Source organism: Candidatus Desulfatibia sp. (assembly GCF_036446775.1).
Classification (GTDB): domain Bacteria; phylum Desulfobacterota; class Desulfobacteria; order Desulfobacterales; family UBA11574; genus Desulfatibia_A.
Genome location: NZ_JAZFTO010000183.1, coordinates 1 through 22,201, shown reverse-complemented (window position 1 = coordinate 22,201; position 22,201 = coordinate 1). Strand labels below are relative to the sequence as shown.

The 22,201-nt window shown below is 46.2% G+C and carries 17 protein-coding genes; 5 read left to right on the top strand and 12 right to left on the bottom strand.

What is annotated here, in order from left to right:
• Positions 1 to 424: 424 nt before the first annotated feature.
• Together rtcA and V3S16_RS09005 are read right to left on the bottom strand one after the other, a co-directional pair.
• Positions 425 to 1,489 (bottom strand): RNA 3'-terminal phosphate cyclase, encoded by a 1,065-nt coding sequence (gene rtcA, locus V3S16_RS09010; protein ID WP_413884351.1) that lies wholly within the window; start codon positions 1,487 to 1,489, stop codon positions 425 to 427.
• 483 nt (positions 1,490 to 1,972) lie between these two features.
• Positions 1,973 to 4,723: a heavy metal translocating P-type ATPase gene (locus V3S16_RS09005; RefSeq protein ID WP_413884350.1), complete on the bottom strand. Its 2,751-nt coding sequence runs from the start codon at positions 4,721 to 4,723 to the stop codon at positions 1,973 to 1,975.
• A gap of 870 nt (positions 4,724 to 5,593) precedes the next feature.
• Here V3S16_RS09005 and V3S16_RS09000 point away from each other — a divergent pair.
• A complete protein-coding gene (locus V3S16_RS09000) occupies positions 5,594 to 8,014 on the top strand; it encodes a hypothetical protein (protein ID WP_413884349.1) in 2,421 nt (806 codons plus the stop codon).
• On the opposite strand, the gene V3S16_RS08995 is transcribed toward V3S16_RS09000, so the two are convergent.
• The 10 genes from V3S16_RS08995 to V3S16_RS08950 form a co-directional block, all read right to left on the bottom strand.
• Positions 7,988 to 8,479 carry a cytochrome c-type biogenesis protein CcmH gene (locus tag V3S16_RS08995; protein WP_413884348.1) on the bottom strand — a complete coding sequence of 164 codons (492 nt, stop codon included), beginning with the start codon at positions 8,477 to 8,479 and terminating at the stop codon, positions 7,988 to 7,990. The genes V3S16_RS09000 and V3S16_RS08995 overlap by 27 nt on opposite strands.
• A 576-nt stretch (positions 8,480 to 9,055) precedes the next feature.
• Positions 9,056 to 9,817, bottom strand: coding sequence for a cytochrome c biogenesis CcdA family protein (locus V3S16_RS08990; RefSeq protein ID WP_413884347.1), 762 nt, complete (start codon positions 9,815 to 9,817; stop codon positions 9,056 to 9,058).
• Positions 9,814 to 10,359 (bottom strand): TlpA family protein disulfide reductase, encoded by a 546-nt coding sequence (locus V3S16_RS08985; protein ID WP_413884346.1) that lies wholly within the window; start codon positions 10,357 to 10,359, stop codon positions 9,814 to 9,816. Before V3S16_RS08985 ends, V3S16_RS08990 begins: the two co-directional genes overlap by 4 nt.
• Entirely contained in the window at positions 10,329 to 10,760 is a 432-nt protein-coding gene (locus V3S16_RS08980) for a rhodanese-like domain-containing protein (RefSeq protein ID WP_413884345.1), read from the bottom strand. Before V3S16_RS08980 ends, V3S16_RS08985 begins: the two co-directional genes overlap by 31 nt.
• 638 nt (positions 10,761 to 11,398) lie before the next feature.
• The gene (locus V3S16_RS08975) at positions 11,399 to 11,974 is read right to left on the bottom strand and encodes a manganese efflux pump MntP family protein (protein ID WP_413884344.1); all 576 of its coding nucleotides are present in this window, start codon (positions 11,972 to 11,974) and stop codon (positions 11,399 to 11,401) included.
• Positions 11,975 to 12,188: 214 nt separating this feature from the next.
• Positions 12,189 to 15,071: a UPF0182 family protein gene (locus V3S16_RS08970; RefSeq protein WP_413884343.1), complete on the bottom strand. Its 2,883-nt coding sequence runs from the start codon at positions 15,069 to 15,071 to the stop codon at positions 12,189 to 12,191.
• Positions 15,072 to 15,110: 39 nt separating this feature from the next.
• Positions 15,111 to 15,251, bottom strand: coding sequence for a prolipoprotein diacylglyceryl transferase family protein (locus tag V3S16_RS08965; protein WP_413884342.1), 141 nt, complete (start codon positions 15,249 to 15,251; stop codon positions 15,111 to 15,113).
• Between the two features lie 73 nt (positions 15,252 to 15,324).
• On the bottom strand, positions 15,325 to 15,699 hold the full coding sequence (locus V3S16_RS08960; RefSeq protein ID WP_413884341.1) for an NfeD family protein: 375 nt from the start codon (positions 15,697 to 15,699) through the stop codon (positions 15,325 to 15,327).
• An 81-nt stretch (positions 15,700 to 15,780) separates the two neighbouring features.
• A complete protein-coding gene (locus V3S16_RS08955; protein ID WP_413884340.1) occupies positions 15,781 to 16,200 on the bottom strand; it encodes a hypothetical protein in 420 nt (139 codons plus the stop codon).
• A 14-nt stretch (positions 16,201 to 16,214) separates the two neighbouring features.
• Positions 16,215 to 16,853 carry a hypothetical protein gene (locus tag V3S16_RS08950; RefSeq protein ID WP_413884339.1) on the bottom strand — a complete coding sequence of 213 codons (639 nt, stop codon included), beginning with the start codon at positions 16,851 to 16,853 and terminating at the stop codon, positions 16,215 to 16,217.
• 456 nt (positions 16,854 to 17,309) lie between these two features.
• Here V3S16_RS08950 and V3S16_RS08945 point away from each other — a divergent pair, with 456 nt between their 5' ends.
• The 4 genes from V3S16_RS08945 to V3S16_RS08930 form a co-directional block, all read left to right on the top strand.
• Positions 17,310 to 19,238 carry an ATP-binding protein gene (locus V3S16_RS08945; RefSeq protein ID WP_413884338.1) on the top strand — a complete coding sequence of 643 codons (1,929 nt, stop codon included), beginning with the start codon at positions 17,310 to 17,312 and terminating at the stop codon, positions 19,236 to 19,238.
• Positions 19,213 to 19,419 (top strand): response regulator, encoded by a 207-nt coding sequence (locus V3S16_RS08940; RefSeq protein WP_413884337.1) that lies wholly within the window; start codon positions 19,213 to 19,215, stop codon positions 19,417 to 19,419. The genes V3S16_RS08945 and V3S16_RS08940 overlap by 26 nt, the downstream gene beginning before the upstream one ends.
• 576 nt (positions 19,420 to 19,995) lie before the next feature.
• On the top strand, positions 19,996 to 20,808 hold the full coding sequence (locus V3S16_RS08935) for a substrate-binding periplasmic protein (RefSeq protein WP_413884336.1): 813 nt from the start codon (positions 19,996 to 19,998) through the stop codon (positions 20,806 to 20,808).
• A partial coding sequence (locus V3S16_RS08930; protein WP_413884335.1) for a PAS domain-containing protein occupies positions 20,805 to 22,201 on the top strand: 1,397 nt, incomplete at its 3' end. The genes V3S16_RS08935 and V3S16_RS08930, both read left to right, overlap by 4 nt.

The window sequence follows — 22,201 nt, the reverse complement described above, 5'->3', positions numbered from 1 at the left end:
GCCAGATTAGATGCTCCCGGAGTTTTACACCAGGCTTCCGGGACGCCCCTAGAGAGGATTCAGGGACATCTTAATATATTAAGTTTAGCAAGCTTTGAGAAAACAAGGGGGTTAGGTAACAGTTATGAAATACGGGGCGTTTGTGAACCTTTAAACCTGTGTTATCTCCGATAGATCACAGCCGCACACAGACCTTTGATAAGAGAATGATACACCATAGAAATCATGGGATTTGAAACCTGCGCTATCTTGCCAGAAGCAAAGCCACTTATCATTATTATTTTATTGCATATATCTACCAGCTATCATCAAATCTTCCTGCGATCACCGGGGAGGGTGAAACGATATTCCGCCCATGATCAACGAAGAACTTTGTCAAGGCCGTGGCATAGATTCCTCTAATTTTCAGCGTCATTTCCATTTTCTATTTTGTATACCCTATCCCCCTGATTCGGACCAGATTGCCCTTCACCTCTGTTTTTGCTCCGAGCAATTCTTCGGCCAACCAGAGCCTTGCTTCAATATGATCCGACATCCTTGGAATTCGGTAGGCTGTCCACCCTTCAGAGAGAGATGCGAAGGGGATAAGCTGGTCCGCTACGTACCTGTCAACCGTTGCCCCCGCATCCAGGCCTTCAATAAGATTTCCGGCAGTTCGCTTCCCAATGAATTCGGCCGTCCTCCTCAGGGCGCCCGCCATATCCGATCCGATGAGACAGCCAGTATCGGTTCTGGCCCAGACAGCCAGGGAAGCTCCGGCCTGGATTGAGGCCCTCTGGTACTCCGGTGCTTCTTTTGTATCATAGGTAATTTCTATTTTTGCATCGTATCCCCTGGCCTCAAAAGTCTTCAGGCACGCCACGGCCATTCTATCCGATACCCTTCTTCCCTTAAGATGAGAAGAGAGCGCCATTCCCTTTATCTCGATTAGCTTCCCCTGATCGACCAGTGAAAGCGCTTTTGGTCTTCCTTTTAACGGCTTAACCTTTACCAGTATCTGGCCTTGGCCCTGAGGTACATAACCAGGCTGTATGATCTCCAGACCGATGTGTATCCCCATTCTGCTCAGTAAGGGCAGCAAAACGTATTTCATATGATGCGCCGAGGGGGCAAAGTCCTGAAACAGGCCACCGGTAATTCTGTACGTTGACAGGGCATCGGCATAAAGACCCGGAAGTATGACACTTAAAGCCAGCAGGGTGGTGGAACCAGCCGTCCCAATATCCCAATGAAACGCTCCGCCCTTTATGGTATGCCCGGGTTTGAATGTTATTTCTCTTGAGCCAACCCCTGCTCCTTTCACTTGGCCCTGGCATATCTGGGCAACCGCTTCAATCACCTTCAGGTGTTGTGGTCGCAAACCGGGCTTATCCCTCTTAGCCCTGATGTTTATCAGCTCAAGATCCTTTCCCATTAAAAGGGCAAAGGGAGTGGCATCCCTCAGAATGGTTCCGGAACCAGATTTCCGGCTTCCGTCTATTTTCATCATCCCCTGCATCTTCTCACGCCTTTTTGTTATTCCTATTATTTTCCCTTGAAGTGGTCTATCCAACAATTAACAACAGTAGATTATAAGTAAAAAAAAGACAAAGTGAATCGGGTGCAGATATTCTTCTCTCCCAAAACCATTGAATTTCTTAGACAGGATAACAGGCCCGCCCTGGCCTCCGGCTCGTAGAGACATGAGCCTACGCCTCGGAGAGCGCGACTCGTTCGAATATATTGATCGAGCCTATACATTATTTCAAACTTAACTTTTTGAGTATATAGTATTGGGGATCGGTCTGGGCCAGGGCGGGCCTGTAATCCTGTCCAAAATATTTTTCATTTCCCGGGAGATGAGAGGAACTGCACCCAATTCATTTGGCCAAACTCAACGGCCAACCTATGGTAATTAGTATACGGTTTTATGATCAAAGACGATCCGGATGATTAATAAATATCCGCTTCGGCTTTTGCCGGAGCCACTTGGTTACAACCTGACTCTTTTTAATCTCAGGGCATTGGAAAGCACGGATATGGATGAAAGGGCCATCGCCGCCGCGGCTATTGCAGGATTCAGGAGAAAGCCGAAGAACGGATAAAGCACCCCGGCCGCAATCGGAATTCCGATGGTGTTGTAACCAAAAGCCCAGAAAAGATTCTGTTTGATATTTCGCATAGTAGCGGCGCTTAATTTATAGGCCTTGACCACGTCGAGAAGATCGCTTTTCATCAGGACAATCTTGGCCGACTCCATGGCCACGTCCGTGCCTGCACCGATGGCCACCCCCACATCGGATTGCGTCAGCGCAGGGGCGTCGTTGATCCCGTCTCCCACCATGGCAACTTTATATCCTTCGGCCTGGAGCTTTTTCACTTCCCTCGATTTGTCTGCCGGCAGGACTTCGGCCAGGACGAGGTCAATGCCCACAGTCTTGGCAATCGCCGCGGCCGTTCTCCTGTTATCGCCTGTGAGCATGGCCACTTTTATACCCAATGCGTGCAGCTCTTTTACCGCCTTTACACTACTGGTTTTCAATACATCCGCTACGGCGATAATCCCCATCAAGGTCTTATCTTGGGCGACAAACATGGGGGTCTTGCCTTCATCAGCCAGACGGCTGGCCTCATTGTCGGCTTTTTGCAAATCAATCTTTTTATCATCCATTAACTTCCTATTACCTAGGAATATTCTTGATTTATCAATGGTTATCTCTATTCCGTGACCGGGGATAGCGTTAAAGTCAGCCACATCAACAAGCTTCAGCTTTCTTTCCACAGCCTCATTGACGATAGCTTCGGCCAGGGGATGCTCCGATTTTTTTTCGCCGCTGGCAGCAGTCCTCAAAACATCCTCTTCCTTATAGCCATTAAAGGCAATAATATCCGTAACTTTAGGCTTACCCTCCGTAAGCGTCCCGGTTTTATCGAAGACCACAAAATTGATTTTGCGGAAATTTTCCAGCGCTTCGGCGTCCTTGATAAGGATGCCGAGCTCGGCCCCTTTGCCGGTCCCCACCATAATGGATGTGGGCGTAGCAAGGCCCAGCGCACAGGGGCAGGCGATAATAAGCACGGCTATCACCACCGTCAGTGTGAAGATAAAAGTTCCGCCGGGAAGTACAATTCCGAAAGCCGTACCGGCAAGGGACCAGATAACAGCAACCAATAGAGCGGTTCCCATGACCCCCCAGGTGAAATAACCGGCCACGATGTCTGCCAGACGGGCAATGGGCGCCTTTGAGCCCTGGGCATCCTCAACCAGCTTGATAATCTGAGCCAGGGCCGTATCTTTGCCCACTTTCTCGGCCCTAAACTTGATGGAGCCTGTCTTGTTCAGCGTCGCCCCTGCTACCTTCGATCCGGGATTCTTCTCTACCGGCATGCTTTCCCCCGTCAGCATAGATTCATCCACGGAGGTTCGCCCCTCGATGACTTCGCCGTCAACAGGTATCTTCTCCCCGGGTTTAACAATAACAACGTCACCTACCTGCATCTCGGAGACCAGCACCTCTTCTTCAACGCCGTCCACTTCAATAATGGCTGTCTTGGGGGCCAGGCCCATCAGCTTCTTAATCGCCTCCGAGGTCTTGCCTTTGCTGACAGCTTCCAGATATTTGCCCAGCAGGATGAGGGTTATGATGACCGCCGCTGTTTCAAAATAAAGGCTTTTTACATACTTGCCGGCAGGGTCCCGGCCGAGGACTACCAGAGCGGCGGCATAAAAACTGTAAAGATAGGCCGCCCCTGTCCCCATTCCGATAAGCGAGTCCATATTGGGCGTGCCCCTGAAGAGATTTGGGAAACCGTTGCGGTAGAAATTCCATCCTACGATTATAAGAGGGATGGAAAAAATAATCTGGAAAAAAGCGAAACGAATCGGGAAATGCGATGGATTTAAAAATCCGGGTATAAGGCTCTCGCTTACTATCTCCACCATGGCCACATAGAAAAGGGGAACGGCAAAAAGGGCCGCCCAGATAAACTTATTTTTAAGTGTTCTGATTTCCTTCTCCCGGGCTTCTTTCTCTACATCGGCAGCATCTTCTCCGGCCTCGATTAGTTCCGGCCGATAACCTGCGGCGGAGATGGCCTTGATTATCTGTCTGGCACTCAGCCTGCTTTCATCGTAAGTAACCCTGGCGTAGGAATTGGGATAGTTTGTTTCAACATCTATTACGCCCTCCAGTCTCTCCACCGCCTTTTTGACAACTCCGGCGCAGTGATCCGACCCCATGCCTATGACCTTGAATTTTACGGTCTGCTCCCCTGATGATTTGATAACCTCATAGCCCGCATCTTGAATGACCTTTTCAACAACTTCAGGCCCGACCAGAATACTGTCATATTTTACCGTAGCCGTTTGAGAAGCGAAGTTCACCCCCGCCTCCACCACGCCTTTCAGGTTAACGAGGTTCTTTTCAATTTTCATTGCGCAGGAGGCGCAGCTCATACCTGCGATCTTGAACATGGTCTTCTCTCTCGGACCCACTACGGCATAACCGGCCGATTCCACCGCCTTGGCCATATCCGTTGCTTGCACCCGTGAGGGGTCATACGTGACCTTGGCCTTCTCAGTAGCATAATTGACGGCAGCTTCGGATATCCCTTCAACGGCTGTAAGGGCCTTTTCAATGGTTGATGCACAGGACGCGCAACTCATCCCGACCAGCGGCAGGGTTACGGTAACGATTTCGCCTGAAGGCAACTTCTTTGCGGCTTTTTGGGCGCCTTTTGCCATTGTCCAACCTCCTCTTTCGAATTCGTTCCCAAGCAAAGGCTTGGGAACGAGGTAAACTCTTCAACCTTTTATTGATTTTGCCGTCGCAGCCCCAAGGTCACATAGCTTGCAAGGGCGCCGGCGGGTATTATTTATTAAGCTCGTTGTAATTATTGTCATAGGTAAACCTTATGTGTCAATTGTTAGTTTAGTGTGCTACGCAGTGGCATTGCAAGCGTTGTGCCAACTTCCGGCCAAATATCACTAACTATTCAATTTTATATAATTTATTTGGCTAAATAAATAACCGAATTTCGCTTTTTAGCGACAATACATAGGAGGTGTGGGTAAAAAGTACCCTGTTTTTAGAGTGGCAAGCATCTCGGGTGGATAGTTAGTATCCACTTTGTCATTTGCTGTGGCAGGAGGTAATTTTTCTTCCTTTTCGGGAAAATAAATATTTGCAAGTATTTTTTGTTTTTACTTTATGTTATGAACTCACTGATAACTTTTAAACTACTTTTGGCATAAGAATTGCCTCATTTCTTAAGCGCATAAAAAAGCATATGAAAACATATCCATGGATCAATTCGTAAAGCGGCAAAAAATCAGGTGTTTTTTCTCACGGCCGGTTTTTGTCCTCCATCTGAAATAAGACACAGGGCTCAATCAATTGGAGCTTAGGTAACAGTTCAGCCACTAAGGCACCAAGGCACAAAGAAAGAGTATGGATTATAAGCCTTTATCAAACTTGAAGTAAGTGTTTGCGAAAACAACTGACTACGGACAAAGGACTACGGACACTACCCAAAAAAGAATTATATTATAATCTTAGGGGCTTGGTGGCTGAACTATTACGAACTTAGTAATATGCGTGGAGCTGTAAAAATAATGGGACCTATGACTCAACCCGGAAATTGGCAGGGGGGCAAGTTATTTTATTTCAATGTGACCCTCGTCTCGCTGGCCATAATGATGCTGGAGATTGGACTGATCCGCATGTTTTCTGTGATGTTCGAATCCCACTATGTGTTCTTAGTTCTCTCGCTTGCTGTTTTGGGGTTGGGGTGTGGGGGGATTTATGTTCATAAACGGGTCGGGATTATATCAAATCCGGATCTTAAGCCGCTTTATAATCTTTTGCCCATCTCTTCAGGATTAATGGCGCTTTCAATCCTGATAATGACCATTTTCATTACTAAAGTATCTATTTTTCAGCACCTATCTCTTGCTGCGCTACTAGCCTTTGGTCCTTTTTTCTTGGGCGGGATATTCCTTGCCGCTGCTTTTCGCCTATTTCCGGACCAGAGTTCTAAGATTTATGCGGCTGATCTGATAGGCGCATCCATGGGCGCATTTTTAATCGTTATGGTGCTTAAATTAGGTGGAATTAACGTTATGTTGCTTGTAGCCGTTATCGCATCTCTTCCAGCCGCTCTTTTCATTATTAAGGAATCCTTAACAAAGTTCAAGAAAATGGCTTTACTTTTATTGACGGGGGTTCTTATTGCGATATTCATTCTCAACTATTTCAGTAATTTTCTCGGTACAATTCCATTAACAAAAAGCGCCTACAAAGAAATGGCTCGTCTGTTGGGAGATCCGACAAGAAAAGCAAGGGTTGTAGAGTCCCGCTGGAGCGCCTTCGGAAGAACCGACTTGATTTCAGACGAAGAAGACCCCGATGAAATGGTTTTTTTTATAGATGGAACTGCCGGCAGTGTCATGTATCGCTTTGATGGAAATCCAAGCAGTTTGGAAATCCCCGAATTCGTCGATTTTGCGGGATATTTTCCTATCAAGTTGTTATCGGAAAAGGAAAAGGAAAAGGTATTGATTATCGGACCCGGAGGGGGAAGGGAAGTGCTCATCTCACTTTTGGGCGGGGTTAAAGAGATCACGGCGGTGGAAGTCAATAAAGACCTGGTGGATTTGATGAAAAAATATTCTGATTTCAACGGGGGAATTTACAATGGATTCCCGGGAGTTAAGGTGGTTGTTGAAGAAGGGAGAAATTTCATCCGGGCTACAAAGGAAAAATATAACATCATCATGTTGAGCATTCCAATAACAAAAACCAGCCGGAGTCCTGAAGGGTTTGCTCTTACTGAAAATTTCCTTTTTACTTCTGACTCGATCAACGACTATCTGGACCGCCTCAAGACCAATGGACGACTGATTGTGGTGGCCCACGATGATATCGAGATTCTTCGTCTCGTATTCACCAGTTTATCGGCCCTTAACAAAAGAGGTATCCGCCCCTCTGCCGCTATGAAGCACATCTATATTCTGGGCCCTGATAGGTTTCCGGTATTTGTATTGAAGAAATCACCGCTAACACTGCAAGAAGTCCAAAATGTCCATCTTGGTATGCACGAATTTGATTATTCGACCCATTCCTCTTTTATTCCATTTACCGAACAGACAACGCAGACCATACCATTAGGCGAAGGGATATATGAGGAACACCCCATGTTAAACCAGGCTTTGTATCTTATATCCCAGGATATGGTGACCCCGGATGAATTTATTGAAGTCGCTGATTTCGATCTAAGACCAGTTTCGGACAATGATCCCTTTTTTTATAAATTTGATATCGGATTGCCTCCTGTTATCACTTTCCTGCTTACATTCTCAATCATGGCCATTATATGGGTGTGGTTGATCAGACCGGAATACGTAAATAAAGATGAGACCCCTTGGAACAATACCCTTTTTCTCCTGTTGTTTTCCTTGCTGGGAATCGGATTTATGCTGATTGAAATTCCACTCATCCAGAAATTCATCCTATTTTTGGGGCAGCCGGTCTATGCCGTGGCTATGCTGCTTTTTTCCCTCTTGACCGGTGCCGGGGTGGGCAGCTGGGTCAGCGGCGTTTTGTGGAAACAAAGAACAATTACCAAACTTAGGCTTGCCGCGTTAATGGTGAGCCTGATTATCGTTATATATACCCTGTTTCTAAATCAAGTTTTTAGTATTTTTCTGGGCGCCAGTTTTTGGGCCAGGATATTGGTATCTTTGCTTCTATTGATGCCATTGGGTTTTTTTCTGGGGATGCCTTTTCCGCTGGGGATGAAATTGCTGAGCGAGTTCGGCCTGGAAAATTATGTTCCCAGAATGTGGGCCGTCAATGGAATTGGCTCTGTACTTGGCACGGCACTATCCATTGCATTGTCCATCAGTTTCGGCTTTTCATATGCTATGACTCTGGGCACCTTACTTTATTTTTCCATGTTTATTCTGTTTTCCGTCAGATGGTTTGGTGCTCGGAGGCCGAAAGTCAACCTAAAACCCTTCGTCAAATTCCTTTAATTCTTTTTCCAGACGCTCTTTGTATTCGGCTAACTGGGCCTCTTCGAAGCGCGGAACTGTTTGCGCCTGAACCCTTGTAGACCAGCGACGAATCAGCAAATATATCACGATTGCCGCCAGGGCCATGAATACGAATGGCAAAACCCACAGCATTAGGTTCAACCCCTTTTTATTGGGCTTAGTCATGATCCGTTCCCCATACCGGCTTACAAAGTATTGTAATATCTCTTCTTTGGTTTCGCCCTGGCGCAGCTTTTTTAAGACCAGATCCCGCATCTGGACGCTGGTTCCGCTATTAGATTGCGCGATGGTTTGACCAGCGCAGATGGGACACATAATGCGCGCGTAGAGTTCTCTGGCCGTCTTCTGCAGCGCTTCTTCCTCCGGATTCTGGGCGATAACCGCCAGGTCGGGAAAAAGCAGGATTAAAAGGGTCAGCCCAACAACGATGCTCTTGCACTTCATAACTTAACCGCCTTCCAGTAATACAGACCTCGTAAATAATGACAGATTGCGGGGAAAATTTTGGATAAAACGCGCCATTTCTAATCAAAGAGTTGGGTTCAAAGGTTCAATGTTCAAAGGTTCAGAGGTTGATCCCCTCATTTAATTACCCCTATGGAACCAATGGCATAGGAAAAAAGCGCGAAGCGATTAACCCTGAACGTTGAACACTGAACCTGTGAACGCATATGTTGTGTCGTAACCGTTCAAAGGTTCAGGGTTCAGAGGTTTACCTGCCTTTGGCGGCGCCGTAGGCGACCAGGGTTCAACGACTAAAGACAACGTTGAATCCCACCAGTGGCGGGAAGCCTGTGAACGCATGAAAAAGACAACCCGACTCGGCTGCCTTCGACAAGCTCAGGCCCCGAGCATGCCGAGGGGAGCTCGTCGCAGGCTGAACCTCGCCTGCCGTCGGTCGGGCAGTGGTGAACTCTGATTCTGTGAACCCAACAGAAAGGTAACCCTGAACGTTGAACACTGAACCTGTGAACGCATACGCTGTGTCTTGGCCGGTCGGATCCCGGCGGATTGTCCCCTTTACATCCATTTTGCGAGCAATCCTCCTTTGGTTAGCCAATAGTGCACCTGGTAGGATCCGGATACCAGCAACAGGGCGCCTGCAACTCTCCCCATGTAGGGCAAAGCGCGGCTCAGGTAAATCGCCAGGCCTCCTTTGAAGAGAGCGAAACTTAAGGCCAGTAATGTCAGCACGGCTCCCATCCCCAATGAATAGCTGATGAATTGGAAAAGGCCGTTTAAGAAACCCTGCGACTTAATGGCGCTTCCCACCGCCACCAGAAATATGGGGAGCGTGCAACCCAAAGAGGCCATCCCGTACCCGATACCAAATAAAAAGTAGGTATTGAACCCTTGAGATGCGGGATTGCCTACCAGGTCCGCCAGGCGGGCGGGAAGAGAGGTATATACCGACTTTCCGGCCAGCAGAAATAGGCCGAGGCAAACCAGGACAGCCCCGACGAACAAACCGAGCCAGGGTAGATACTGCATGAGAATATACCCCCCGGCCCAGATGATCACCCCGACTAAGGAAAAAAGAACCGAGAATCCCAGGGTCACCGCTGTTCCAATAAGCAGCGCTTTGCCCCCTCTGATTAAAGGGTGACTGGAAGCCGTACCCTCGTCCCGGCCACCCAGATAAAGAGATAGATACGCCGGCAACAGGGAAAAACCGCACGGATTAACGGTTGACACCATCCCTGCCCCGAAAGAATACCCAAAGGGGAGCAAGACGGCCAAGGCAGACATCCAGTTGGCCAATAAGATCTGTATCTCATTCATTTCATGATTTCCTCAATTGAGCTGATAAGCATACTTCTCTCTATGGCGCCAACCCAGCGGCGAACGATCTCTCCCTTTCTGGAGACGAAGAAAGTAACCGGAAGTCCGGAAACTCCATAGTCGATACTGATCTCTCCGGTCAGATCAGGACCATTGGGATAGGTGATATCGAACTCCCGGATATAGTTCAAGGCATCTTCCTCCCGATCCTGGACATCCACCCCAATAAAGACCACATCACGATTCTTATAGGCTCGCCATGTTCTCTCTAAAAGTGGCGCTTCAATCCTGCAGGGAGGGCACCAGGACGCCCAGAAGTTTATCACAATCGGCTTGCCCGTCAAGCCTGCCAGGGAAATCGTGGTCCCCTTGAAGGTCGTCAAGGTGAAGTCAGGTGCCGGGCGATTTACCATAGTGATGCCACTAAGGCCGGTTAAGGGTTGCTTGTTTAGCATGCCCCATACTAAAAACCCCAAAAAACCGACCGAGACTATTACGACAATTGCAGTTGCTAATTTTTGAAAAATTTTTTCCGCTTCCATATCTGCTTTCCATTCCGCTTCCAGTCTTTCATTCCATTTTGCAAATTGTATACCTGAGTATATCCCATGCTTGTTAGTTTTTCAGCAGCGATTCGACTCATATTCCCCGACATGCAATATAACACAATTTTGGTATCTTTATCATTCGGCAGTTCGTTTTTCAACTTCTCAACGGCATTAAAAGGGATCAGGAGGTCGGTTTGGGAGATCTCCCCCTCATAGGGAATATGTACATTGATGAGAAGGAAGTCCTTATTATTCATCATTTCAGCTAATTGATCCACGGAAATATTTTTATAGGAAGCGCTATACAAGGACCAACTGTTCACTATAAGATATCCCAAAAGCCCCACTCCAAACATTATTATCGATAAATACCGAATATAATCTGTTCTTTTCATTTCTGCTACTTCTGAATTATCTGTTTTGTTCGTTATAAACGATACCGGGTAGACCTCCATCAAACAAACCGGATCGATAAGCGTTCACAGGTTCCCCGTTCCCCGTTCAGCCTGCGACGAGCTCCCCTCGGCATGCTCGGGGCCTGAGCTTGTCGAAGGCAGCCGAGTCGGGTTACATTTCTTGCGTTAAACTTGCACCAATGCCTGAGGTCTGAGATTTGAAATTGGATTTCATGGGCGTTAGGAGTAAAAAATTGCGGGTGCTGAAAACTGAACCAGCGGTCTTGATTTGCACCCAGGGCCGGTATCTACTTGATAACGGTCAGATATTCGGTGAACCGATAACCTCTGAACGTTGAACCCTGAACCCATGAACGGTTACCCGGATCGATAAAGATCACGTGTGCGGTTGTTTTTTTTAGCGATACCTTCCTGTTTTTGAGTTTTTATACATGCTACCGGTAAGAGCAAATGTCATGCCAGATTGTGACATGCAAATATAACTATCTGTAATCAAGGATGTTGTTCGTCTATATGCTTAGTGGCAGATCTCTTTTTTGACGGGATGAGGTAAAAAAGCGGGTAATAAGTATTCAATTTTATCAAAGACAAAAACGAAAATGGGTAAAAAATAGCCATTAAATTAACAGCGCACCATGTTCATATATAATATTAAAACCGATAGCGATAAGGATAATTCCGCCGATTGTTTCCAAGTAAGGGCTCAACTGCACGACGTTCCGAATTCGCTTGCCAATCTGCAGCCCAATGATTGTAAAAATCCCCGCGACTATACCGATAATAAGGGCTGGTGTCCAAATTGATACATTCAACATCGATATGCTTAGACCAACAGCCAGCGCGTCAATACTGGTTGCAACAGAAAGCATTATAAGCGTCATGCCTTTGGTAGGGTCCTTTCTTTGACCTTCGCACTTATCATGCTGGAAAGCTTTTCTAATCATATTGATGCCGACAAATGATAGAAGGCTAAAGGCAACCCAATGATCATAGCTCTCAATATAGATATAAATCGATAAGCCGGCCCTCCAACCGATAACCGGCATCAGGGCCTGGAAAAACCCGAAATGCCATGACAAGCGAAATGCCTGGCGGAAGCTGACATCTTTCAAACTCATCCCGGTGGCGATTGAGACGACAAAGGCATCCATAGCCAGTGCCACTGCGATGGCAGCAATTTTAACAAAATGCACCAGTACACCTTTAAATGTTTATCTGACAAGATAGGCTCGTGAAGGAGTGATTAATAGAAGCAGAAATACTTACGGATGAGTAATTATAGCGGTTTCCATAAATATATTCCGATTGAATCGTTTCCTTTAAAATTTTCTGTAAGCCGTCGGACAAGAAAATTAAATCAAAATAAGGGTCTGATCAAGGAGCCGCTTTACCGGTTTTGAGTAGACATTATGGTTGTTCAGCTTGCTCGGGTGTGCCGGAAATCTTCATCAGGATCTTCTCCATATTTTCCAAGGCCTTTCCATATGCGGTCCAATTCCCCTCCCGCAGGTAGTCTTTAGCTTTCAGGTAGTATTCAAGGGCCGCCTTACCCGTATCATTCATATCCGGTGCCGAAGCCTTAATAGAGGAAACCAATTCTTGGGGAAGTGTTACCGCTTGCAATGCCCTGCTTAAGGCCTTATCAAGGTTTTTCTCCATTATGACCCGATTGCCAAAGGCGACAATAACTCTTTTTAACTCCGGTAGTGCCACAGCCCTGGTTTTATCCGAGAATGAAGCATCTTGGGAGCGTTTAGGCCGTAATTTTCCGCTATCTTTGGATGGAGCTTGTCGGGCCGTCTGGGGTAATGGTTCCTCCTCCTGTCTTGCTTCCAGGTAAACCGGTTCCACATAAATAAATGAGTCACCCACCGGAATGGCTAAAAGATTTCCTCTGATGACTCTGGAACCTCCCTGCCCCCATAGGCTTAATTCGCGTGAAATCTCGGTCTGCTGGTCCACCCGCGCCTCGATCTGCATCGGTCCGTAGACCAGTTTCTCTTTGGGTAATTTGTAGACCAACAAATTTCCGTAATTGGGCAAATCGCTTCTGGCCGCCAGCCAGCCGATCATATTATCCTTCATGGAAGGTGTAAAAGGCAGCATCAAAAGAAACTCCGCTTTATTCGCTTCGGGCAGTTTTAAAATGATATAATAAGGTTTCATTTTTTGACGGCTACCCCCATAAAGCTCATTCGGAATTTCCCAGAGGTCCTCCTGGTTGTAGAAAACCTGCACATCGACCATATGATAGATCTTGTACGTATCCACCTGTATTTCGAAAAGGTCCCTGGGGTACCGGATATGCTTTTTCAAATCCGCCGGCATTGCCTTGAAAGGTTTAAATAGATCCGGGAATATTTGCGCATAGGTTCGAATGAGCGGATCTTTTTCATCCATGATGTAAAACGATACCTCTCCGTTATAGGCATCAACGGTTACCTTGACTGAATTTCGAATGTAGTTCAGTGCCTTGTTCTTAAAGCGTTTATACAAGCGGCGAGAGTAAGGATACATATTTGATGTAGTGTAGGCATCCAGTATCCAATAGAGCTTCCCTTCGGAGACGACCAGGTAAGGATCACGGTCATAATTCAGAAACGGGGCAATTGAACTTACCCGCCGGTCGATGCGACGATTGTACATGATCCTGGTCTCCGGGCTTAAATAGGCGGTAAACAGGATCTGGGAATCCAAGAATTCAAGTGCAAATAAGAGTCTTTTCACAAATGACCCGATAGGGACGCCCCCCTTTCCCCGATAATCGCTATAGACGTTCTTGTCTCCCTTGGGATAATCAAATTCCTGGGTTGTTGTCTTTATCAGAACATACTCATCGGTTTTTTCTCCATAGTAAATCTCCGGACGGTCTATCTTCAGGTCGGCATCAAAGGAGGGGGGCAGGTCTTTGACCAAGAGGAGGGGAAGTCCTTCGCGGGTCACTTCACTGACCGGGCTCAAGGCCAATCCGTAGCCATGGGTATACTTCAGATGCCTGTTAACCCAGGTATTTGCCTGGGGAGGAAGCTGGTCGACCACCAACTCCCGCGCGGCCAGCATCACCTGTCGATATTGGTTATTGATTACATAACGATCCACGTCCACCTTGTTAAAATCGTAATACAGCCGTATGGATTGAAGCTGCCTGTAGGTTTGAAGCAAAGTACGTTCATCCCAGATTCTGATGTTTTTAATCGTTGCACTCTGCCTGTCAATCTCCTTTGCGCTGAGTTGATCATTCACCTCAAAATTGACTTCTTTGATCTTATCCAGATTATAGGCCTTACGGGTATAATCAATATTGTATGCTATGTAGCGTTCTTCTTTGGCCAATTCATTGGGTTTCACCACAATTTTTTGGACCAGCATGGGGAGGAGGCTGGCAAACACCAGTATAGCCCCCGCCCAGATGCCCACGCCGATCCAGATTAATTTTGTCCTGGGCTTGAAGACGTTCAGGAACAGGACCACGGCCAGGCCCAGAGAGACAATGATCAGACCCTTATAGGCCGGAACCTTGACATGCACATCGGTATAGCTGGCACCGAAAGCAGGTCCCTGAGTAGAATACAAAACTCCATACATTTTCAGATAAAAACCCCAAGCAAGGAGCAAGACAATGATTCCTCCCAAGAAAATAAGGTGTTTCTTGGCCGCCGGTGCAATGGAGATTTTGGGTAAGGAGATCAGCTTACCTTTCTTTTGAGTAAATTCATCAATGGCCTCGTAGGCTCCGTCCTTCAGATACCACCAAGTGACCGCCGCTGCGGCCAAACCGAAAAAGACCAATAGCCTGTTTTGGACGAAGATATAAAAAGGCAGAGAATACACATAAAAACCGATGTCGCCATTAAAAATGGGCTCCGTACCGCTAAAAGGTTGCTGGTATAAATAGCGCAGGACCATGTCCCATTGGATGGCGCCACCTGCTGCAATCATGAAACTTAAAATCAGGAAAAAACCGATGAAGATAGCCTCCACGGCCTTGCTTGGCAGAGATAGGGAAATAAGAGTGCCGTCCTGATCATTAGAAGGTTTTTCCGGTGTATTTTGAGGCTTAATTTGAGGCTTAATCCGTTTGGCTGCGAAAAGGTTTGGGGTTACGATAAAAATTAAAACCAACCAAGTTAAAGCGCCAAGCCCGAATTTGCTCAAAACCATGGTCCAAAAAATAGATGAAAATCCTAGATTTTCAAACCACAGCCAATCAGGAAAGAATGATACTACCGACCAGAGCAGCAGTAAAAAAAAGGCTAAAAGCCCCATCCAGATCAAAATTTTTTTATTCATAATGCTTTATCTCCTAGCTCACAGCACTCCGTAAGGAAATCAATTACGATGATTCCATCGGAGCTGTCTTTTCTCAGCTTCTCTCCCGGCGACCCAAATGCCGAGCAAGCAGGCAATGGCTATCATGACACCATACCAGCGAATGACAAGAGGTCCGATTTGTATTAAGACGGGATGCATCCTATCCTCCTTATGGATCAATTGCAACACCTAAAGGATATTATGTGAGGAAGGCCCCTTAAAGAGACCGACACTAATGACCCTTTCTCTTTTCGATCTTGCTCCCGCCAGCATGTATTTCTTCCACCAGGAGCATCATCCCACGAATTCCGCAGATCACAACATGTTGCCCTTTTAAGAACCGGTTCCCTTTAGCTGCCGCACCCCAAATTTCGCTGGCGTATTTGATCTTGCCCTCAGGATCGATATCTTCGATCACCAGCCCTTTTTTCCCCAACATACCCTCGAACCCTGTCACAACTTGCTGCCGCATCGCCTTAAAGATCTTAAAGTAGATGAACAGGGAAATCCCAACGATTGGAAGATATAAAGACAAAGCAGTATTAAAAGGGAAAATCCAAAAGACCGGTAATGCAAAAACAGGGAGAAAAAGTATTAAGTGACACACGGTTTATACCTCGGCACTGGAACTGTTGTCATCTACTTTCCCCTCTCTCATGATTATCAGAATCTATCCATAGAAATCCTCCTAACGTTCCAGCTTCCATTCGAAAATCCTCTGCGGAACGCCGGCAATGTCTCTGATGAAAAGGGTTACCGTGTTGGGATTCCCCTCTATTGCCGGGAATTCCAGAACCCCCTCGCGATGATGACCGCCGGGAGGAGACCCGGTCCAGCGCAGCGGGCGGTACTTATGCCCGTTATTATCTTTTAGAGTAGATACGGCAACGATATCCTGATTTAGTTCGACGGAGTGAGTAGTCATGCGGACTTCAAATTTGGCCGTCCGCCCGGATGCGAGCTGCACCGGAGACACGACAACCTTCACTTTGTTCTCACTGCTCGATTTGCGCTCATACGCTCCGGCAGTAAAAGTCAAACCCATTACGATTATCAAAGTTACAACTGCCAACCCTGACGGCAGAAGAAGTCGTCTGGTTGTTTTCATAATTGATACCTCCTTTATTGATTTCTCCGTCGGAGGCCAAAAGGCGCATAACTTGTTAGGGCTCCGGCCGGTATTATTCCGTTTTTCTGCATGACTCGCAGCATAACTCCGATTCCAAACAAATTGGAAAGCACGCCCAGCAAAAAGAGCTGCGGCTGGTATTCTGCCAGACCGGCCGCGGCCGCTGATAAAAAGGGAAGGCCCAGCGCCGGTAAAAAGGCCAGCAGGTAGTGGGCGCAGCAGGCTGCCATGGATGCCGTTGACATCCCGCCGGAAGCAGCCAGGCTCGATTTGGCTGACTTTACATTTTTCCCTTTCAGCCGTTTGCGGAGAAAAGAATACAAGGTGGCCTGCACGCCCAGGCCGGCCGCAAGGGCAAGAATCCACCACCGATACTCCTCAAACTGCATCCTGGCGTTATACCAGTCGGAAACCAGTGTAATCAGTCCCAAATAGAACCCGACGACAGCGATGGCCGCCGCCGCCCCGATCAGATATGGAGGCGGACTGAAAGCCTGTTTGGAAAGCAGCCCCGGCCGGCTTATTGTCGCATCCAAGCTGTCTGACTTGTTTTCGGTATGCAAGTTATCTGATGCCCCGCAACAGCTAGCTGAAGAATTCTCTTTATTATCGCCATGATTTTTTTCACTCATAATTTACCTCCAATCCGGTTTTCACAGGCAGCATTAAGACAGCGGTTTGATAAGCTGTACAAGCGACCAATAGCGCAATTATTAAACTTGTTGTAAATATTGTCATAGTAGTGAAACCTCGTTTTTCATTTTGTTTAAAGTGTTACATGGGGGTTCTGCAAGCGCTGTGCCAAGTCCCGGCCAAATATAGCTAACTGCTCAATTTTATGTGATTTATTTGGGTTAATAATTAATCGAAGTTCGTTTTTCTTACGAAAACAGATCAGGAGGCGGGTAAAATGTATCCGGCCTTTATGAAGGAAAGCATCTAAAGATGGATAATTAGTATCCAGCTTTGCATTTGCCGCAACGGGAAATAAACATTTAAATTTTCAAGTAAAGCAGATATACTTAAAATTGCTATAAACTTTTAGGTGATAAAGAGGTCTAATTATTATGATAAAAAAGGGGGATTCAATGCAGGTTCTAAGCAAGGCAAGTATCTTGACTAATGTTTTTAAAACACCAGGCTTTAGAAACATTTTTCTTGTATGTCTGGCTATAGCAATCGTGTTTCCCGTCTATAGTTTGTTTTTTGTGTATCCATCATTTACCCAATTGTTAATTAAAAATGTAGAAAATGATGCCATACGCATAGCATCGCATTTGTCGAGAGTGAGCATCCCGGAAAATATTGAATTGACCGAGGATTTTTTTTCAGATCATTTTATAAGCAGAATTGAAAGGCATACAAGGGATTTTGACCTGGAGAAGCTTAAAATTTTTTCGAGTTCCGGCAAGATCTTATATTCAACAAATCCCAAAGACATTGGAGAAATTAACAAAGAGAAATATTTTCACGATATTGTCGCCCAAGGACATGTCTATACAAAACTGGTACAAAAAAACACAATATCGTTAGAAAGACGGTTGTTGAAATCCGACGTGGTGGAGACCTACGTTCCGTTAACAAGCAATGATACCTTCAATGGCGCTTTTGAAATCTATTACGATATCACGGGCATGAAGGCAAAGCTTAATAGTCTGTTGTCCCGTTCCTCAGCGATACTGCTTGGTATAGCATCAAGCCTTCTGCTCGCGGTTGTCATCATCTTGTTCAAAGCAAGCCAAACATCAATTGCGCGGTTTCAGGCGGAGGAATCTCTGGAAAAGGCTCACGGCGAGTTAGAACTACGAGTGGAGGAGCGCACCATGGAACTTGCGGAAGCCAACGAGGAATTACGCCGGCAAATCACCGAGCGCCTTTCGGCTGAGAAGGCGCTGCGGAAGAGCGAGGAGAAACTGGCGGGGATTCTTAATTCGGTGTTGGACATCATCATCGTTGTGGACCAAGACCTCAATATTATCTGGTCAAACCCTGTTGCGGTTAAATTTTTCGGCTCGGACCCGGTGGGCAAAAAATACGATGATATTTTCAATTTCCGCCACAGTTCTTATACATCTTGCTGTGTTGATAAGTGTTTCGAAGATGGCCGGAGTGAAGAGCATGAAATAGAAGTTATTGGAAGCTATGGTAACCATCTCAACTTGTGGTGCAGCGCCAGTGTAGTAGCCCGGTCTGAGGATGGGACTCCAAAATCCGTGATGATGGTTTATCGCGATATGACCGAAAAAAAATTGCTGCAGGCCGAAACTGCCAGAGCCGGACAACTGGCATCCATCGGCGAACTGGCTGCCGGCGTGGCCCATGAGATTAACAACCCTATAAACGGCATTATCAACTGCGCTCAATTATTGATTGACGAACATAATGAGCTGAGCGAACAAGCTGAAATCTCAATGAGAATTAATAAGGCCGGCCGACGAATTGCCATGATTGTCCGCAACCTTTTGTCTTTTGCCCGGGATTATGAGGAGGAACCCGCCCTGGTACATGTTAAGAGCGTGCTATCCGATTCTCTGGATCTTACTGAGACTCAAGTTAGAAAAGACGGCATCGATTTAAGCGTAGATATTCCGGATGAGCTCCCCAAGATCAGAGTGCGCAGCCATAAGATCCAGCAGGTTTTCCTAAACATCATCAGTAATGCCAGATATGCGCTGAACCAGAAATTTCCCCATGCCCACGAAGATAAAGTTCTTCGGATCAAAGGGGAAGAAGTGATAACAAATAATATTAAATATGTGCGTGTGATTTTTTATGATCGCGGCACCGGTATACCGACTGACATATTAGACAGAATTTGTGATCCGTTTTTTACAAGTAAACCACCCGGCAAGGGTACCGGTTTAGGTTTAAGTATCAGCCACGTAATAGTAAAAGATCATGACGGCCGGCTTTATTTTGACAGTGTTGAAGGAGAGTATTGCAAAACTATAGTTGATCTGCCGGTTTCGGTGGGGAAAAATGAGTTTGAAAATGAAAATTCTAATAATCGAGGATGAAGAGATTCTGCGGTTCTCTTTCAAGTCTTTGCTTGCCAAGGAAGGATATGAAGTGCAAACTGCCGAAGATTATAACTCCGTTTTTCATATCATTTCCGAGTTTCCCCCGGACCTGGAAACCATCTTCGCAGGTGTTCAGGTTAAATTTAGTACCATTGTTAAACGCTCACAGGTTATTTGATGGTGGGTGGATACCTGCAATGGCCTAATTTTTTTGAGAGAAGTTATTATCGTATCACAATTTTGTGTGAACACACAACATAAGGCAAGTTATCACGGAAATTAAAGGGGCCTCATTTTTGAGATACGCTAATATCGTATCACAATTTGAGTTAAAATAGATAGTTGCAGATATCAACAGGCTGGCGATCATCCTAAACAGTATCCAATGGTCGCATTTCCCCAATAATGTAATCTATTCCCCAACCATGCTAAATCCTTTATATCCTTCCATAAACCAATATAATTTGACATGTACTTTTAAATTCAGGATAATACTTTAATACACTCTCTTTTCTGTATTTCGTACTGTTCCTGAAGCGATTTTGGATTGATGCGTGTTAAGTGAAACGTGAGGAGTGATTTTGGAATGCGGATTTCGGAATGGGGAATGGGGAATGAAAAGTGATCGGTGAACGGGGAAAGACAATAATCTATGATGAAGTATTCTGGCTAAGGCCTTATCTTGAGAAGGTTGTCCAATGATATTAATGTGATAGCCTGATTCGATCCCAAACCAAATAAGGAGGTGAATAAGATGGTTCGATGGGGCATATTGAGTTTTATTATTTTAACCGTTTCGATCAGCTGGGGACCGCCCAGGCAAGTAAACGCTGAGACGGCAGAACCAACGGAGGTCCTGATTGTTTACAATACAAAGGCGAATCCTCCCATCATCATGGGGGATGGCACTAAGATAAACTGGGATAAGCCAGGTACTACGATTGAGCTTTTAAGCCTTGTCGGTGATCGCCTTGGGATCAAAGTTGTTTTCAAAAGGGTACCATGGAATCGCGGCCTGTTTTTGGTGGAGACCAATCAAGTGGATGGCATATTTCATACCAGTTTCAAGAAAAAGCGCCTGAAGATCGGCGTCTACCCGATGAAAGGCGACAAGCACGACCAATCCCGGAGCATATTAACTCATTCATATGTTCTCTATAAACTACGAGGTTCACCGGTTCAGTGGGACGGCAAGGATCTCACTAACGTGGAGGGCCCCATCGGGGCGACTTTTGGATTTGCCATCGTGGGGGACTTGGAGAAGATGGGGTTTAGGGTGGAAGAGGCCAAAACGCCGGAGAATAACCTGCGTAAACTGATCCACAGGCGCATAGCGGCTTACGCTGAATTGGAGGGAATTCTTGATCCAATCCTGGAAAAAAATCGCGACCAGTTCGGCGATATTGAGAAGGTCTATCCGCCGGTGAGATCCAAAGCCTACTACTTAATGTTTTCACATGGTTTCTACAAAAACAACAGGAAAGTCGCCGAGCGGATCTGGAATGAGATCAAGACCGTCAGAAACTCGGAACATTTTAAGTTAATCGTAAAGAGGTACGTTGAATGAACGAGTCTCCTTCAAAGGGACACTGGGCCAGCAGGGAAGTCCCTATCATGCGTTCAATCGGGGCGAGGCTCTTAAGGATAGTCTTATCGTTCTACATCATTGTGGCAGTTTCCGTCACCGGTGCCCTGCTTATTGAAGAGTATATTGGATCCAAACGTGGTGTTTTCCGAGAGCTTCGTATCTACGAAAAGACCTTCGAAGCTGCGCTTGCAAACTCCTTATGGGCAATGGATCATTATGAACTACAGTCGATCATCCAGGGGATGGTTAAAATACCCGAGATTCTGGGGGTCAAAGTCGTTGACCCGGTTACAGGGAGGGTTTTTGCATCCGCGGGCCTGGTTATTGGGCCGGATAATAGAGTCAAGTTGGTCAATTCCGATGAGGCTCAAAAAGTCTATTCCAAAGCGGGTTTGTTCTCAGAAATGTTTGCGCATACGTTTCAAGTTGTATACCACCATGACACCGGAGAAGATTTAGTTGGAACAGCAACATTATACTCTAATTCACTTATCGTCTTCGGTAGGATTAAAGGGCGGGTGGCCTTGATCCTCGGCAGCGCGGCTTTAAAAACAGTGGCCCTCTGGCTCATTTTCCTTTACGTAAGCAGGGCTATTCTGTCTCGCCCCTTATCGAAGTTGGTGGAAGCAACGGAGAGGTTGGATCTTGAAAGACTGGAGGTTATGAGAATCCATACCGGCGCCCGGGGCCAGAATGAATTGACGGTTTTAGAGGAATCATTCAATAACATGATCAAAAGGCTCCAGCAGGAGACCGCTGAAAAGAAAGATTACGCGAAGAATTTGAGTAAGAGTTACGCGGAGCTTCAGGAACTCAAGGACTCTCTCGAAGAGCAGGTGATTGTTCGGAACAAGGAGTTGAGCGAGGCGAATGAAGCGTTGCGTCATAGCGAGTTTTACCTCAATGATGCTCAGCAGATTGCTCATATTGGGAGCTGGAATGGAAATCTTGAAACTGGAGAATTGTATTGGTCTGACGAACAATACCGTATTTGGGGTTATAATCCGGGAGAAGTTACTCCAAGTTATGAGTTGGTTAAGCGCCATATTCATCCAGATGACTTGAAAAAATTTGAGGAAGCGCATGAAACCGCTTTTAACCGGCATGAATCTTATGAAAATGAATATCGCATCATCCGAAGAGACGGAGCGATTCGTACTGTTCACTCGATAGTAAGAGTAGTACGGGACGAAATAGATAAACCTACAAGACACTTAGGTTCTTTTCAGGATATAACCGAACTCAAACGTGCCGAGGAAGAAATCAAATCATCACTCAAAGAAAAAGAAGTACTTCTCCGTGAAATCCACCACCGGGTCAAGAACAACATGCAGGTCATTATCAGCTTACTCAAACTGCAGTCCGACAAAAT

Excerpts from the sequence above, each read along its gene's own strand:
- V3S16_RS08950 (WP_413884339.1), bottom strand. The coding sequence starts at position 16,853 with ATGAGTGAAAAAAATCATGGCGATAATAAAGAGAATTCTTCAGCTAGC.
- V3S16_RS08985 (WP_413884346.1), bottom strand. The coding sequence starts at position 10,359 with ATGGAAGCGGAAAAAATTTTTCAAAAATTAGCAACTGCAATTGTCGTA.
- V3S16_RS08935 (WP_413884336.1), top strand. The coding sequence starts at position 19,996 with ATGGTTCGATGGGGCATATTGAGTTTTATTATTTTAACCGTTTCGATC.
- V3S16_RS08955 (WP_413884340.1), bottom strand. The coding sequence starts at position 16,200 with ATGAAAACAACCAGACGACTTCTTCTGCCGTCAGGGTTGGCAGTTGTA.
- V3S16_RS08995 (WP_413884348.1), bottom strand. The coding sequence starts at position 8,479 with ATGAAGTGCAAGAGCATCGTTGTTGGGCTGACCCTTTTAATCCTGCTT.
- V3S16_RS08965 (WP_413884342.1), bottom strand. The coding sequence starts at position 15,251 with ATGCATCCCGTCTTAATACAAATCGGACCTCTTGTCATTCGCTGGTAT.
- rtcA (WP_413884351.1), bottom strand. The coding sequence starts at position 1,489 with ATGATGAAAATAGACGGAAGCCGGAAATCTGGTTCCGGAACCATTCTG.
- V3S16_RS08970 (WP_413884343.1), bottom strand. The coding sequence starts at position 15,071 with ATGAATAAAAAAATTTTGATCTGGATGGGGCTTTTAGCCTTTTTTTTA.
- V3S16_RS08990 (WP_413884347.1), bottom strand. The coding sequence starts at position 9,817 with ATGAATGAGATACAGATCTTATTGGCCAACTGGATGTCTGCCTTGGCC.
- V3S16_RS08980 (WP_413884345.1), bottom strand. The coding sequence starts at position 10,760 with ATGAAAAGAACAGATTATATTCGGTATTTATCGATAATAATGTTTGGA.
- V3S16_RS09005 (WP_413884350.1), bottom strand. The coding sequence starts at position 4,723 with ATGGCAAAAGGCGCCCAAAAAGCCGCAAAGAAGTTGCCTTCAGGCGAA.
- V3S16_RS09000 (WP_413884349.1), top strand. The coding sequence starts at position 5,594 with ATGGGACCTATGACTCAACCCGGAAATTGGCAGGGGGGCAAGTTATTT.
- V3S16_RS08945 (WP_413884338.1), top strand. The coding sequence starts at position 17,310 with ATGCAGGTTCTAAGCAAGGCAAGTATCTTGACTAATGTTTTTAAAACA.
- V3S16_RS08940 (WP_413884337.1), top strand. The coding sequence starts at position 19,213 with ATGAAAATTCTAATAATCGAGGATGAAGAGATTCTGCGGTTCTCTTTC.